11 protein-coding genes are annotated in these 13,996 nt (G+C 67.5%); 7 read left to right on the forward strand and 4 right to left on the reverse strand.

Annotated features, from left to right (window positions below; genetic code table 11):
• Nucleotides 1-2 precede the first annotated feature (2 nt).
• Together ACN8ZM_RS12950 and ACN8ZM_RS12955 are read left to right on the forward strand one after the other, a co-directional pair.
• Nucleotides 3-929, forward strand: coding sequence for a LysR family transcriptional regulator (locus tag ACN8ZM_RS12950; RefSeq protein ID WP_175022499.1), 927 nt, complete (start codon nt 3-5; stop codon nt 927-929).
• A gap of 563 nt (nt 930-1,492) precedes the next feature.
• Complete coding sequence (locus ACN8ZM_RS12955) at nt 1,493-2,572, forward strand: porin (protein WP_043189747.1); 1,080 nt, start codon at nt 1,493-1,495, stop codon at nt 2,570-2,572.
• Between the two features lie 143 nt (nt 2,573-2,715).
• Here the strand turns inward: ACN8ZM_RS12955 and ACN8ZM_RS12960 are convergent, their stop codons facing one another.
• Complete coding sequence (locus ACN8ZM_RS12960) at nt 2,716-3,054, reverse strand: P-II family nitrogen regulator (protein ID WP_006398637.1); 339 nt, start codon at nt 3,052-3,054, stop codon at nt 2,716-2,718.
• Nucleotides 3,055-3,137: 83 nt separating this feature from the next.
• Nucleotides 3,138-4,844, reverse strand: coding sequence for an NAD+ synthase (locus ACN8ZM_RS12965; RefSeq protein ID WP_420210083.1), 1,707 nt, complete (start codon nt 4,842-4,844; stop codon nt 3,138-3,140).
• Nucleotides 4,845-4,954: 110 nt separating this feature from the next.
• Between ACN8ZM_RS12965 and ACN8ZM_RS12970 the strand changes: the two genes are divergently transcribed.
• The gene (locus tag ACN8ZM_RS12970; protein WP_420210084.1) at nt 4,955-6,133 is read left to right on the forward strand and encodes a GNAT family N-acetyltransferase; all 1,179 of its coding nucleotides are present in this window, start codon (nt 4,955-4,957) and stop codon (nt 6,131-6,133) included.
• 71 nt (nt 6,134-6,204) lie between these two features.
• On the opposite strand, the gene ACN8ZM_RS12975 is transcribed toward ACN8ZM_RS12970, so the two are convergent.
• Nucleotides 6,205-8,454, reverse strand: a complete 2,250-nt coding sequence (locus tag ACN8ZM_RS12975) for a glycoside hydrolase family 3 C-terminal domain-containing protein (RefSeq protein ID WP_420210085.1) — start codon at nt 8,452-8,454, stop codon at nt 6,205-6,207.
• A gap of 151 nt (nt 8,455-8,605) precedes the next feature.
• Here ACN8ZM_RS12975 and ACN8ZM_RS12980 point away from each other — a divergent pair, with 151 nt between their 5' ends.
• Together ACN8ZM_RS12980 and ACN8ZM_RS12985 are read left to right on the forward strand one after the other, a co-directional pair.
• On the forward strand, nt 8,606-9,640 hold the full coding sequence (locus ACN8ZM_RS12980; RefSeq protein WP_420210086.1) for a helix-turn-helix transcriptional regulator: 1,035 nt from the start codon (nt 8,606-8,608) through the stop codon (nt 9,638-9,640).
• Nucleotides 9,641-9,689: 49 nt separating this feature from the next.
• Nucleotides 9,690-10,532, forward strand: coding sequence for a GIY-YIG nuclease family protein (locus ACN8ZM_RS12985; RefSeq protein ID WP_420210087.1), 843 nt, complete (start codon nt 9,690-9,692; stop codon nt 10,530-10,532).
• A gap of 54 nt (nt 10,533-10,586) precedes the next feature.
• On the opposite strand, the gene ppa is transcribed toward ACN8ZM_RS12985, so the two are convergent.
• A complete protein-coding gene (ppa, locus tag ACN8ZM_RS12990) occupies nt 10,587-11,114 on the reverse strand; it encodes an inorganic diphosphatase (RefSeq protein ID WP_011352863.1) in 528 nt (175 codons plus the stop codon).
• A 468-nt stretch (nt 11,115-11,582) separates the two neighbouring features.
• Here ppa and ACN8ZM_RS12995 point away from each other — a divergent pair, with 468 nt between their 5' ends.
• Together ACN8ZM_RS12995 and ACN8ZM_RS13000 are read left to right on the forward strand one after the other, a co-directional pair.
• A complete protein-coding gene (locus ACN8ZM_RS12995) occupies nt 11,583-13,022 on the forward strand; it encodes an aldehyde dehydrogenase family protein (RefSeq protein WP_043189762.1) in 1,440 nt (479 codons plus the stop codon).
• 92 nt (nt 13,023-13,114) lie between these two features.
• Nucleotides 13,115-13,873: an SDR family oxidoreductase gene (locus tag ACN8ZM_RS13000; RefSeq protein WP_043189764.1), complete on the forward strand. Its 759-nt coding sequence runs from the start codon at nt 13,115-13,117 to the stop codon at nt 13,871-13,873.
• Nucleotides 13,874-13,996 lie beyond the last annotated feature (123 nt).

Genomic DNA, 13,996 nt, shown 5'->3' on the forward strand with positions numbered 1-13,996 from the left:
ACATGATGCATCCTGATCTGCGCCGCCTCGACCTGAACCTGCTGCTCGTGTTCGACGCGCTGTACCGCCACCGGTCCGTCGCCGCAGCCGCGCACGAGCTCGCGTTGAGCCCGTCCGCCCTGAGCCACGCGCTCGCGCGGCTGCGCGACGCGATCGGCGATGCGCTGTTCGTGCGCCTCGGCAACGAGATGCAGCCGACCGTGCGCGCCGACGACATCGCCACCTGGGCCGGCGACGCGCTCGACGCGATGTCGAAGGGGCTCGCCCGCGCGCGCCGCTTCGATCCCGCGCAAAGCGACCGCACGTTCGTATTCGCGGCGACCGACTACACGGCGTTCGCGGTGCTGCCGGCATTTCTCGCGCGTATCCAGCATGTCGCGCCACAGTTGCGGATCCGCGTCGTCCATTCCGACCGGAAGATCTCGGTCGATGAACTCGCGGCCGGCCGCATCGATTTCGCGCTCGGCTACCACGAGGAATCGGCGGCCGACGCGCCGGGCATCGAGGACTTCGACTGGTTCTCCGACGACTACGTCGTGATCGCGAGCGCCACGCATCCGGACATCCACCGGCGGCTGACGCTCGACCAGTACCTGGCGGCACGCCACGTGGTCGTCACGCCGTGGAACGAGTCGCGCGGCGTCGTCGACCACGTGCTCGACCGGCTCGGCCTCGCGCGGCAGGTCGCCGTGCAGCTGCCGAGCGTGCTGGCCGCGCCGTTCGTGATCGCCGAATCTGCACTCCTGATGACCCTGCCGAACCGCGCCGCGCAAGCGCTGCGGCACGCGACGCCGATCCGCATCTTTCCCGCGCCGTTCGAGATCCCGCGCTACACCGTGAAGGTCTACTCGCACGCGAAGCATGCGCGCACCGATGCGCATCGCTGGATTCGCGCGCAGTTGCTCGACGCGAAGCCGGCCACCGCCTGACCGGCACACGTTGGTACACCGCGCTGCGCGTTGCCGGGCAAGCGCTACAGGCTGCGGCCGGCGACGTCCGGCAGCCGCCCGGACATTACGAAATACTTACCAATTCCTCGTATTTGGCGCTTACGCCCGCGCCCCCTGCAACGTCAATAGTGGCAATCCTTGACCCCTGTTTGCGAAATTCGTGTCTCCCTTGCGGGACAAGGGTTTTCCGTTAATTGCAAACCCTTGCCCCACCTGTTGCGCACCGTGTTGCATGGCAATTTGACGACAGGTGTTAGTCAAACAACGATTTCCATCGCCACAAAATTGTATTTTTGCTAAATTAGTAACCAAAGTAGCAAAACGAAGTTCGTGAAATGTAGTTTAGCTTCACGACACTACAAGGAGACCCCGCAGGCCGACCCGGCTGCGCGGGACCGCTCAACGGTTTTCCGTCCGCTTGCCCGCGTGCTGCGCTTACCGGCCCTGCACGAGGTCTCCCTGGTTATCCCGCTTTTGCCCGGCGCTCGCGCTCCGGGCATCTCGTGCAGTCTGGGTTGACTTTTTGACAGGGTATGGAGGAGATGATGAAGAAAGCTTTGGTCGCGGCCGCGCTGATGGCTGCTGGGGTGGTGACGGCGCACGCGCAGAGCAGCGTCACGCTGTATGGCCGCCTGGATGCCGGCATCGAGTACATGAACGGCCTGCAAAACGGCCACCAAGTGCGCGCGGAAAGCGGCGACTGGGGCACGAGCCTCTGGGGCTTGAAGGGCACCGAGGACATCGGCGGCGGCAACAAGGTCCTGTTCCACCTCGAAGGCGCGTTCAACACGATGACGGGCGGCTTCAGCGGCTCGATCTGGGATCGTTATGCGACGGTCGGCATCTCCAACGACCGCTACGGTACGCTGCTGTTGGGTCGCGAGCTCGCGATCGCCAACGGCGTGTGGGACTTCGATCCGTTCGGCCAGTCGGCCTGGTCGACGGCATCGCTGGTGCGCGGCCGCAACTGGAACAAGACCAGCAACAACGTGTCGTACCAGTCGCCGCAGTTCTACGGCCTCGACTTCTACGGCCAATTCTCGTTCTCGAACTCGACCAGCTTCAACGGCAATACGACGGCCGGCCAACCGGGCCGTGCAGCCGGCGCACAGGTCACCTATACGAATTCGCTGTTCCAGTTGCGCGGCATCTACGACGAAACGCGCGACAGCAACGGCCGCTTCTCGGACGTGTTCAACTACTCGCGTGAATACTTCGCGGGCGTGAACGTGTTCCTCGGCCAGTTCAAGGTGCAAGCGGCCTACCAGGCATCGCGCGCGGACGGCAGCGGCGGCCCGGCAGTGAACGCCGGCGTGACGGGTACCCAGCAGGTCTGGGGCGGCGTGACGTGGCAGGCAACGCCGGCAGCGGCGCTGATCGCGGCCGTGTATCACGTGAACGCGAACCACGGCGGCGGCAACGCGAACATCTACACGCTCGGCGGCTCGTACAACATCTCGAAACGCACGCTGTTCGACCTGCAGGTCGCGACGGTGCGCAACAGCAAGAACGCCAACTTCGGCCTGAACGCGAACGGCGCCGGTACGGCCGTGTCGACGGGCAACCCGAATCCGGGCGGCAGCCAGACCGGCGTCTACGCGGGTATCCAGCACCTGTTCTGATCAGGCGCCGTTCTCAAAGAATCGATTCAACGACGTTTTCCACGCTGCTGCGAGAGGCGCGTATCGGTGCGGTACCCAACCGGGTATCGCACCGTTTTTTATTGGCGGGCCGCCTTTGCGCGGCCCGTTGACGAAGGCCGCGCTCAGACGGCCGCTTCGTTCTCTTCGCCGGTGCGGATGCGGATCACGCGCTCGACGTCCGACACGAAGATCTTGCCGTCGCCGATCTTGCCGGTGCGCGCCGCGCCGATCACCGCGTCGATCACCTGGTCGACCTGCGCTTCCGCGACGACCACCTCGATCTTCATCTTCGGCAGGAAGTCGACGACGTATTCGGCGCCGCGATACAGCTCGGTATGGCCCTTCTGGCGGCCGAAGCCCTTCACTTCCGTCACGGTCAGGCCCGTGAGACCGACTTCGGCGAGCGCTTCGCGGACTTCGTCCAGCTTGAACGGCTTGATGATGGCAGTGATGCGTTTCATGGTGGTTGTCCCCCAATGCTCGTTTGGATGAAAAATCGCGACCCCGATTGTAAGCCTGCGAGCCGCATGCGGCCCAGCACGGCTCAATCGAGACGTTCGGTAAAACGTGACGTGATCGGGTAGCGCCAGTCGCGCCCGAAGGCGCGATGCGTGACGCGAATGCCGATCGGCGCCTGGCGGCGCTTGTATTCGTTGATCTTGATGAGCCGCGTCACGCGTTCGACGTCGGCCTGCGCATAACCGGCCGCGACGATCTCGGCGAGCGGCCGGTCCTCTTCCATGTACATCCGCATGATCGCGTCGAGCACGTCGTACGGCGGCAGGCTGTCCTGGTCGGTCTGGTTCTCGCGCAGCTCGGCCGACGGCGCGCGGGTGAGGATCCGCTCGGGAATCACGTCGCGCAGCGGGTAGTCGGCCGTTTCATTGCGATAGCGGCAGAGCCGGTACACGAGCGTCTTCGCGAGATCCTTGATCACCGCGAACCCGCCGGCCATGTCGCCGTACAGCGTGCAGTAGCCGACCGCCATCTCGCTCTTGTTGCCGGTCGTCAGCACGATCGAGCCGAACTTGTTCGACAGTGCCATCAGCAGCGTGCCGCGAATGCGCGCCTGGATGTTCTCCTCGGTCGCGTCTTCCGCGCGGCCCGCGAACTCGCCCGCGAGCGATGCGCGGAAGGCATCGAACATCGGTGCGATCGCGATCTCGTCGTAGCGCACGCCGACGCGCCGCGCCATTTCCGCCGCGTCGGTGGTCGAGATGTCGGCCGTGAAGCGCGACGGCATCATCACCGCGCGCACGCGCTCGGGCCCGAGCGCATCGCATGCGACGGCCAGCACCAGCGCCGAATCGACGCCGCCCGACAGCCCGATCAGCACGCCCGGAAAGCCGTTCTTGCCGATGTAGTCGCGCACGCCCGTCACGAGCGCGCGGTACACCTGCGCGTCCGTCGACAGCTCGGGCGCGATCGCACCCGGCAGCGGCCGCGCGCCGTCGAATTCGACGATCGCGTGTCCTTCGTCGAACTGCGGCATCTTCGCGACGAGCGCGCCCTGCGCGTCGAGCACGAACGAGCCGCCGTCGAATACGAGCTCGTCCTGGCCGCCGACGAGGTTCACGTACACCATCGGCAGCGCGGTTTCGCGAATCCGCGCGCGCAGGATGTCGATGCGCACCGCTTCCTTGTTCATGTGGTACGGCGAACCGTTCGGGATCAGCAGCACCTGCGCGCCGGCCGCCTTCGCGATCTGCGCGGCCGATGCGTGCCACGCGTCCTCGCAGATGATCACGCCGTATTTCACGCCGTTCAGCTCGAACACGAGCGGCTCGGCGTCCGTCGCAAAATAGCGCTTCTCGTCGAACACCTCGGCGTTGGGGAGATCCTGCTTGCGGTAGGTGCCGACGATCTTGCCGCCGACGATCAACGATACCGCGTTGTAGGTATCGGTGGGCGGTACGCCGCGCTCGATCGGGCGGTTTGCATTACCATCGACGGCTGACGCGTGCGCGCCGTCGCCCGCGCCGCGCAGCGGATGGCCGACCAGCACCGCGAGCCCGTCGAACGCCTTCAATGCGTCGGCGAGCGCGTCGAGTGCCGAGGCCGCCGCCGCATAGAACGCGGGCCGCAGCAGCAGGTCTTCCGGCGGATAGCCGGACAGCGCGAGTTCGGGTGCGACCATCAGCTGCGCACCATCGTTGTGCGCGGCGCGCGCGGCCGCGACGATCCGCGCGACGTTGCTGGCGAAGTCGCCGACGGTGACGTTGATCTGGGCGAGAGCGAGTCGGGTCTTCATGGCGGGATCGGCGCAGCCTGGCGGCGCGCCCTGAACGGCTGACGAAATCGTCCCGGTGCGGGCCGCGCAGGCCGTCGCATCCGGTGACACAGAACAGTACGGATTCACGCTTGAAACACGAACGCATCGATTATCGCACGGGCATCCTGTCGTCCCCCGCGGAGGTGCCGGCCGACGAATGGAACGCGCTGCTCGCCCGCGACGCGCAGCCGACGCCCTTCCTGCGCCACGAATTCCTCGACGCGCTGCACGTCGCGCGCTGCGCGGTCGACGATACCGGCTGGTCGCCGCACTTCGTCACGCTGACCGACGAGCGCACCGGCCGCCTCGCGGCCGCCGCACCCGTCTACGCGAAGCAGCATTCGTACGGCGAATACGTGTTCGACTGGGCCTGGGCCGACGCGTACCAGCGCAACGACCTGCCCTACTACCCGAAGCTGCTGTGCGCGGTGCCGTTCACGCCGGTGCAGGGCACGCGCCTGCTCGCGGCCGACGACGACGCGCGCCGCCGGCTCGCGGCCACGCTGCTCGCGTTCGCCGAGCAGAGCGACGTGTCGTCGCTGCACGTGCTGTTCTCGACCGGCGACGAAGCGGCACTGCTCGAATCGATGGGGATGATGCTGCGTGAAGGCGTGCAGTTCCACTGGATCAACGACGGCTACCGTCACTTCGACGATTTTCTCGGCACGCTCGAGCAGAAGAAGCGCAAGAACATCCGCGCGGAGCGGCGCAAGGTGCACGACGCGGGCGTGACGTTCCGCCGGCTCACCGGCGACCAGATCACCGACGCCGACTGGCGCTTCTTCTCGCGCTGCTACCGGCAGACCTATCGCGAACACTATTCGAGCCCGTACCTGAACCTCGACTTCTTCCGCGCGATCGGCGCGACGATGCCCGAGAACCTGCTGCTCGTGATCGCGGAAGCCGGCGGCCAGCCGATCGCGAGTGCGCTCGCCGTCTACCGGTGCGGCGAACACGGCGGCGGCACGCTGTACGGCCGCTACTGGGGTGCGGTCGAACACGTGCCGTGCCTGCATTTCGAAACGGCCTATTACCAGTTGCTCGAATTCTGCATCGAGGCCGGGCTCGACACGTTCGAAGGCGGCGCGCAGGGCGAACACAAGCTCGCGCGCGGCTTCCTGCCGACCGTCACGCACTCCGCGCACTGGCTCGCGCACCCGGCGTTCTCGGACGCCGTCGCGCGCTTTCTCGAACGCGAGACCGACCATATCCACGCGTACGTCGACGAATTGCGCGAACACAATCCGTTCCGGCGCGGCACCGCGTAGCGTCATTACGCCCACCGGCCTGCGGCGAGACCACGACCGGCCTCGCCGCAAGCCATACGGCCGCGTCAGGGTCAGTGCCCGGCGAGCGTCACCGTCTGCGACAACGCCTGCGGATCGCGCGACGAAGCCGCCACCGACAGCCCGTAGCTGCCTGCGGCAATCCGCCAGGCATGCGCATTCGCATCCCAGACCGCAAAACGCTGCGCCGGCACCGCGACGCTGACGGTACGCGCCTCGCCCGGCTGCAGCGCAACCTTGGTCCAGCCGACGAGCCGCTTCGGCGGCTCGCCGAGCGACGCAGGCAGCGCCGCGTAGATCTGCACCGTCTGCGCCCCGGCCCGCGCGCCGGTATTCTTCACCGTCACGCCGACCGTCACGTTGCCCGCTGCATCGGCCTGCGCGGACATCGCCGACAAACCATACGTCGTGTACGACAGCCCGTAGCCGAACGGGAACAACGGCTCGATCGCCTTCGCGTCGAACCAGCGATAGCCGTACGCGAGCCCTTCCGCATAGACGGTCTGCGTGCGCGCCGGATCGATCGTCGCCTGCGGCAGGTCGGCCTCCTGCTTCGGGAACGTCAGCGGCAGCCGGCCCGACGGGTTTGCATCGCCGAACAACAGGTCGGCGATCGCCTGACCGCCCTGCGCGCCCGGATACCACGCTTCGAGCACGCCATGCACGTTCGCGAGCCACGGCATCAGCACGGGGCTGCCGTTCTCGAGCACGACGATCACGCGCTTCGCCTTCGCCGCGACGGCCGCGATGAGCGCGTTCTGGTCGTACTGCTGGTTGTACGGATCGGCCTTCGCATCGGGCAGCGACAGGCTCGCGAGGTCGAGCCCCTCCGTCTGCCACTGCGTCGCGAACACGATCGCGACATCGGCCTGCGCGGCCGCGCTCGCCGCGGCATTCGCGTCGGTCCCGTCGAGATAGCTGACCGACGCGTTCGGCGCCTTCGCGCGAATCGCCGCGAGCGGCGCGGACTTGTACCAGGTCGCACAGCCGCCGAACAGCATGTCGGCCGGTTGCTGGCAGGACGTCACCGCATTGCCGTCGATCGCCGGCACCGCGCCCGAGCCGCCGCCCGACAGCACGCCCGCGTCCGCATGCCCGCCGATCACGACGACCGACTTCAGCGCGCCGGCCGCCAGCGGCAGCACCGGCTGCGCATCGCCCGGCGCGGCAGCGTTCTTCAGCAGTACCGCGGATTGCCGCGCAATCGCGAGCGCATCGGCGTTGCCGGCCGCTTCGTCGATCGCGCCGCCCGGTTTCGGCGGCGCGTCCATCACGCCGATGCGGATCAGCGTGCGCAGCTTGCGCTGCACCATGTCGTTCAGCCGCGCGGCCGACACGCTGCCGGCCTGCAGCGCGGCACGCAGCTTCGTGTTGAAGAACGAGCCGAGCGGCGCGTTGTTGTCGTCCGCCGCGCCCGGCTCCTCCTCGTCGAGCCCCGCCTGCACGGCCGCGACCGTCGAATGCGTCGCGCCCCAGTCCGACTGCACGACGCCTTTGAAGCCCCATTCGTTCTTCAGCACCGTGGTCAGCAGATACGGGTTCTCGCACGCATACACGCCGTTCAGCTTGTTGTACGAGCACATCACGTTGCCCGGCTGACCGTCCTTCACGCCGATCTCGAACGCGAGCAGTTCGGCCTCGCGCATGGTTCGCTCGTCGACGACCGAATCGATCGTCATCCGGTTGGTTTCCTGGTCGTTGAACGCGAAATGCTTGATCGTCGCGATCACCTTCTGCGCCTGCGTCGCCTGCGTGCGCGCGGCGCTCAGCGTGCCTGCCAGCACCGGATCCTCGCCCATGTATTCGAACGTGCGGCCGTTGCGCGGCTCGCGCGCGAGATTCACGCCGCCGCCGAGCCCTTCCGCGAAGCCGAGCGCGCGCAACTCGAGCGCGATGCGCGTGCCGTAGGTGCCGGCCAGCGCCGGGTCCCACGTCGCGGCGAGCGCGACCGGCGCGGGCAGCGCGGTCACGCGCGCGTTCTTCACGTTCACGCCGCCTGCCGAATCAGCGCTGCTGACGGCCGGAATGCCGAGCCGCGGCACGCCCGGGATGTAGCTCGCGCCGTTCAGCGCGTCGGCCGGGAACGGGCCGCCCATGTCGAGCGCGGGCATGCCCGTGCCGTGTACGAGCTGCAGTTTCTCGTCGGTCGTCAGTTGCGCGACGAGCGCGGCCGCGCGCTGGTCGGCCGTGGCATCGGGGTCGGCCGGGCCTGCGTGAATGTCGTCGCCGCCGCACGACGCGAGCAGCACCGTGAGCGCGCACGCCGACGCAATCGTCGAACACCGGAACAGCGAAGTTTTCATTGATCCTCCTGAATCGATCTGTTGTACTTGTCGCCAAACTCCAGCGTCCGAGTCTAAAAATCGACCGGTCACCATGCTTGACCGGCAGGAGCATGCGTTGACCTCTCGCAGCGGGGACAAACCCGAACGGCATGACGACAGGGAGACAGACATGGAGTTGCGACAGAAATCGGTATCCGTCCGGATCTACCGCTGGCTGTGCGAAGACGCGCGCGCGAACGGCATCGATCTCGCGCCGCTTTACGAGACGCTCGGCATCGGCCCGGCCGAGCTGGCGGACGACACGCGACGCGTCGCGGGCGACCGGCACGTCGCCGCGATGCGGCTGACGAGCGAATGGCCGCTGTCGTGGCATCGCCCGCCGCCGCAGGCCGTGCCGTGGCTCGTGCCGTTCCCGGAACTCGCGGGCGTCACGTGCAACGCGGCGACGCTGCGCGACGCGCTGCACGGCTACCTGCACTATCGCGAGCTGATCGGCAACGTCGACTGGGTCTTCGCGCACGACAACGGCGACGCGATCGCACTCGAGTACGTGAACGAAGGGGACGGTCGGCACGCGGGCAGCGCGTTCGCCAACCTCGCGATCCTTGCGGCGCTCGCGCGCCTGTACGATCCGCACGTGTACATCGACGACGCCGCATTCGCCGGCCGCGCGTTCGCGCCCGCCGCCGCGTTGCGCGACATGCTCGGCGCGCCGGTGTCGTTCGACGCCGCGCACAACCGCCTCGTGCTGCGCTCCACGCGCTTCGACACGCCGTTCGAGCGCTACAACGCGCCGCTCGCCGGCATCCAGCGTCACGCGGCCGACACCGCACGCGAGCGCGTGCGCGCCCGCTCGACGTTCGGCTCGTCGGTCGAGCAATGCGTACGCGACTGGCTGCGCACGTCCGACGAAGTCGACGTGCCGGCCGACACGCTGATGGAGCACGTGTGCACGCGCTTCGCGATGTCGCGCTGGACGCTGCGTCGGCGGCTGCATCGCGAAGCGGTCGGGTTTCACGCGCTCGTCGCACAGGCACGGCTCGGTGAAGCGCGCGACCTGCTGCTGAACACGCAACTGCCGATCGGCGAGATCGGCGTGCGGGTCGGCTTCCGCTCGACGAGCGCGTTCACGCGCTTCTTCACGCGCGAACTCGGCGCGGCGCCGAGCCGCTTCCGTGACGGACACGGCGATCGGTGGCGTTGACGGGCACTTTTTCTGAGACACTGGCGGCTTCGCATCCCGCCGCCCTGCCATGTCCTGGTTTCTGTATCTGATCGAATGCGCCGACGACAGCGTCTACACGGGCATCACGACCGACGTCGCCGCGCGCTTCGACGAGCACGCATCCGGCAAGGGCGCGCGCTACACGCGCTCGCGCAAGCCGCGTGCGGTGCTCGCGTCGTTTCCGCTACCCGACCGGTCGAGCGCGTCGCGCGCCGAATACTGGGTGAAGCGGCTCACGGCTGCGCAGAAGCGGGAACTGGCCGCCGGGGTGCGGACGCTGGAGTCGGTGCTGCCTGCCGTGGTGGCCGTCGATACGAGTGGTGATGCGGCCGGGTTGAAGAAGGTCGGTGCGCGCGGGCGGAAGAAGGCGAAGGCGGAGAACGTCGAGCGCGCGGCGAAGACTGCGAAGACGGAAAAAAGCACCGGAAAGGCAGGGAAAGCCGAGAAGGGAGACAAGTCCGGAAAGACCGCCAAGACCGGGCAGGCCGAGAAGCCGCCCAAGGCAACAAAAGCCACACCGGTCGCGAAGCGCACGAAGCCGGACAGCGATGCGGTCGCAAGAAAGACTGCATCGCGCGACACTCCGGTAAAAAAGGACAAGCCTGCCGTGCCCGCTTCGTCGAAAGGAAAAACATCGGCAGCCAGCGGCAAACCCGCCACGAGCGGACGCGAAGGCGCCGCGTCCGCATCGACCCGCCGCCCGTCTGCCACGAAAGCAACCAAAGCCGCCGAGGCCATTGCGGCCTCCGTTGCCCCTCGCCGCGCGAAGCGCACGAAGGACGCGCCGTCCACCGCCACGTCGCCAGCGTCCGTGCCCACCGCCGCACGCAAACACCCGCCGCGCACAAAACAAAACCGCGCGGCCTCCTGAGGAGACACGCGCGGTTTGCGTTTCGCACGAACCGGCCGTCGGCCGGTACGCCGCTTACTTCTTGTAGTTCGCTGCGCCGTCGGTGATTTCCTTGTGCGCGGCTTCGATGCCGGCCCAGCCTTCGACCTTCACCCACTTGCCCTTCTCGAGCGCCTTGTATTGCTCGAAGAAGTGCTTGATCTGGTCCTTCAGGTACTCGGGCACGTCATCGATCGACTTCAGGTTTGCCGTCATCGGGCAGACCTTGTCGTGCGGCACCGCGACCAGCTTCGCATCCACGCCCGACTCGTCGGTCATCTGCAGCATGCCGAGCACGCGCGAACGCACGATCGAGCCGGCCAGCAGCGGGAACGGCGTGATCACCAGCACGTCGACCGGATCGCCGTCGCCCGACAGCGTCTGCGGGATGTAGCCGTAGTTCACCGGATAGCGCATGCCCGTACCGATGAAGCGGTCGACGACGAGAAGGCCCAGTTCCTTGTCCGCCTCGTACTTCACCGGATCGCTTTGCGCCGGAATCTCGATGATCACGTTGAAATCTTGCGGCAGGTCCTTGCCGGCCGGAACATGATTGAAGCTCATGAGCACTCTCTGTAGGTCGATGGGAATTCGGGACAGGGCGCCGCGGCCGATGCATCGCCGCAGGCGTCCCGCAAAGGAATGCGCCATTATAGCCAATCGACCGGTGGCGTCCGGATGACGATCGGCCGATAATCGTTCCGGATGCCCGGCCGTCGAACCATTGGCCGCGTTATATGGAATCGGCGTCGGCGCTGAGGCGCCGTCGCCGGGCGATCGTGAAGTTTGGGGCTTGAGTAAGTGCTGAAGCGCTGACTCGGGTGACCGCGAAGCATGGGACCTGAGTAAGTGCTGAAGCGCCAACTCGGGTCGACCGCGAAGCATGGGACCTGAGTAAGCGCTGAAACGCGAACTCGGGTCGACCGCGAAGCATGGGACCTGAGTAAGCGCTGAAGCGCGAACTCGGGCCGACCGCGAAGCATGGGACCCGAGTAAGCGCTGAAGCGCTAACTCGGGTCGACAGGAGCTGGCATGGAAGAGGCGAAGCACTTCATCGCGGGCGAATGGACGTTGCCCGCACAACTGGAAACCATCGCGGTCGTCGATCCATCCGACGGCCAGCCATTCGCGTCGATCGCCCGCGGCACCGCGCCCGACATCGAGCGTGCGGTCGCCGCAGCCCGCGACGCATTCGCGGGCCCGTGGGGCGCCGCCAGCGCCGCCGAGCGCGGCCGCGTGCTGATGCGACTGTCGGCGCGCGTGGCTAATTCCCTCGAGGAACTCGCCGCGATCGAGGCGCGCGACACCGGCAAGCCGCTGAAACAGGCCCGCGCCGACGCAGCCGCGCTCGCGCGCTACTTCGAGTTCTACGCGGGCGCCGCCGACAAGCTGCACGGCGAAACCCTCCCCTATCAAGCGGGCTATACCGTGCTGACGGTGCGCGAGCCGCACGGCGTCACGGGCCACATCGTGCCGTGGAACTACCCGATGCAGATCTTCGGGCGCAGCGTCGGCGCCGCGCTCGCGGCCGGTAACGCCTGCGTCGTCAAGCCGGCCGAGGATGCGTGCCTGTCGTTGCTGCGCGTCGCCGAGCTGGCCGCCGAGGCCGGGCTGCCGGCCGGCGCGCTCAACATCGTCACCGGCTACGGCCATGAAGCGGGCGCCGCGCTCGCTCGTCATCCCGGCATCGACCACATCTCGTTCACGGGTTCGCCGGCCACCGGCAAGCTGGTCACGCAGATGGCGGCCGAGAACCACGTGCCCGTCACGCTCGAACTCGGCGGCAAGTCGCCGCAGATCGTGTTCGCCGATGCCGATCTCGAAGCGGCGCTGCCCGTGCTCGTGTCGGCGATCGTGCAGAACGGCGGGCAGACCTGCTCGGCCGGCAGCCGCGTGCTGATCGAGCGCGCGGTGTACGAGCCGCTCGTCGAGCGGCTCGCCACCGCATTCAACGGGCTGCGCGTCGGCCCGAGCCGCGCCGATCTCGACTGCGGCCCGCTGATCAACGCGAAGCAGCAGCAGCGCGTGTGGGATTTCCTGTCCGACGCGCAACACGACGGCATTCCGATGGCCGCGCATGGGCAGGTCGTCGCCGACGCGCCCGAAAGCGGCTTCTACCAGGCGCCCGCGCTGTTGCGCGACGTGCCGCCGTCGCACCGGCTCGCGCAGGAGGAAGTGTTCGGCCCCGTGCTCGCCGCGATGCGTTTCGTCGACGAAGACGAAGCCGTCGCGCTCGCGAACGGCACGCCGTACGGCCTCGTCGCGGGCATCTGGACGCGCGACGGCGCGCGCCAGATGCGTCTTGCGCGACGCCTGCGCGCAGGCCAGGTGTTCATCAACAACTATGGCGCGGGCGGCGGCGTCGAGCTGCCGTTCGGCGGCGTGGGCCACTCGGGGCATGGCCGCGAGAAAGGCTTCGAGGCACTGTACGGCTTCACCGCGCTGAAGACGATCGCGATCCGGCACGGCTGAACGCGCGGAAAACGGCAAGCGGCACGCGGCCGGCAGCGCCCGGCCGCATGCCGAAGCACGACGACACTCATATCCAGCAGAGGAGACACACCATGCGGTTGAGCGGCAAGACGGCAATCGTCACGGGCGGCGGCTCGGGGTTCGGCGAAGGCATCGCGAAGACGTATGCGCGCGAAGGCGCGAACGTCGTCGTCAACGACCTGAACGGCGCGGCAGCCGAGCGTGTCGCGAGCGAGATCGCGCTCGCGGGCGGCAAGGCGATCGCGGTGGCCGGCGACGTATCGAAAGAGGACGACTGGCATGCGCTGCTGCAGGCCGCGCTCGACGATTTCCATACGGTGCAGATCGTCGTGAACAACGCGGGCACCACGCACCGCAACAAGCCGGTGCTCGACGTGACGGAAGCCGAGTTCGACCGCGTGTACGCGGTCAACATGAAGAGCCTGTTCTGGTGCGTGCAGACCTTCGTGCCGTACTTCCGCGAACAGGGCGGCGGCGTGTTCGTGAACGTCGCGTCGACGGCCGGCGTGCGGCCGCGGCCGGGCCTCGTCTGGTACAACAGCACGAAGGGCGCGATGATCACCGCGAGCAAGTCGCTCGCGGCCGAACTCGGTGCCGACCGCATCCGCGTGAACTGCATCAACCCCGTGCTCGGCGAGACGGCGTTGATGACCGAATTCATGGGCTGCGAGGATACCCCCGAGAACCGCAGCCGCTTCCTCGCGACGATCCCGCTCGGCCGCTTCTCGACGCCGCAGGACATCGCGAACGCGGCGCTTTACCTCGCATCCGACGAAGCTGAATTCATCACGGGCGTCTGCCTCGAAGTCGACGGCGGGCGCTGCATCTAGCCGCACCGTGCTGTTCGCGCGCCGTGCCGGGTTTCACCGGCCGGCACGACATCCACGCATTGCTTCGCACGAAACCGGGCCTGGCGCCGATACGCCTGCCCCGGTCAATTACAAGGACAGGAG

Origin of the sequence: Burkholderia aenigmatica (genome assembly GCF_048627025.1) — a bacterium.
Taxonomy (GTDB): domain Bacteria; phylum Pseudomonadota; class Gammaproteobacteria; order Burkholderiales; family Burkholderiaceae; genus Burkholderia; species Burkholderia aenigmatica.

Excerpts from the sequence above, each read along its gene's own strand:
- ACN8ZM_RS12950 (WP_175022499.1), top strand. The coding sequence starts at position 3 with ATGATGCATCCTGATCTGCGCCGCCTCGACCTGAACCTGCTGCTCGTG.
- ACN8ZM_RS12955 (WP_043189747.1), top strand. The coding sequence starts at position 1,493 with ATGATGAAGAAAGCTTTGGTCGCGGCCGCGCTGATGGCTGCTGGGGTG.
- ACN8ZM_RS12960 (WP_006398637.1), bottom strand. The coding sequence starts at position 3,054 with ATGAAACGCATCACTGCCATCATCAAGCCGTTCAAGCTGGACGAAGTC.
- ACN8ZM_RS12965 (WP_420210083.1), bottom strand. The coding sequence starts at position 4,844 with ATGAAGACCCGACTCGCTCTCGCCCAGATCAACGTCACCGTCGGCGAC.
- ACN8ZM_RS12975 (WP_420210085.1), bottom strand. The coding sequence starts at position 8,454 with ATGAAAACTTCGCTGTTCCGGTGTTCGACGATTGCGTCGGCGTGCGCG.
- ACN8ZM_RS12980 (WP_420210086.1), top strand. The coding sequence starts at position 8,606 with ATGGAGTTGCGACAGAAATCGGTATCCGTCCGGATCTACCGCTGGCTG.
- ACN8ZM_RS12985 (WP_420210087.1), top strand. The coding sequence starts at position 9,690 with ATGTCCTGGTTTCTGTATCTGATCGAATGCGCCGACGACAGCGTCTAC.
- ppa (WP_011352863.1), bottom strand. The coding sequence starts at position 11,114 with ATGAGCTTCAATCATGTTCCGGCCGGCAAGGACCTGCCGCAAGATTTC.
- ACN8ZM_RS12995 (WP_043189762.1), top strand. The coding sequence starts at position 11,583 with ATGGAAGAGGCGAAGCACTTCATCGCGGGCGAATGGACGTTGCCCGCA.
- ACN8ZM_RS13000 (WP_043189764.1), top strand. The coding sequence starts at position 13,115 with ATGCGGTTGAGCGGCAAGACGGCAATCGTCACGGGCGGCGGCTCGGGG.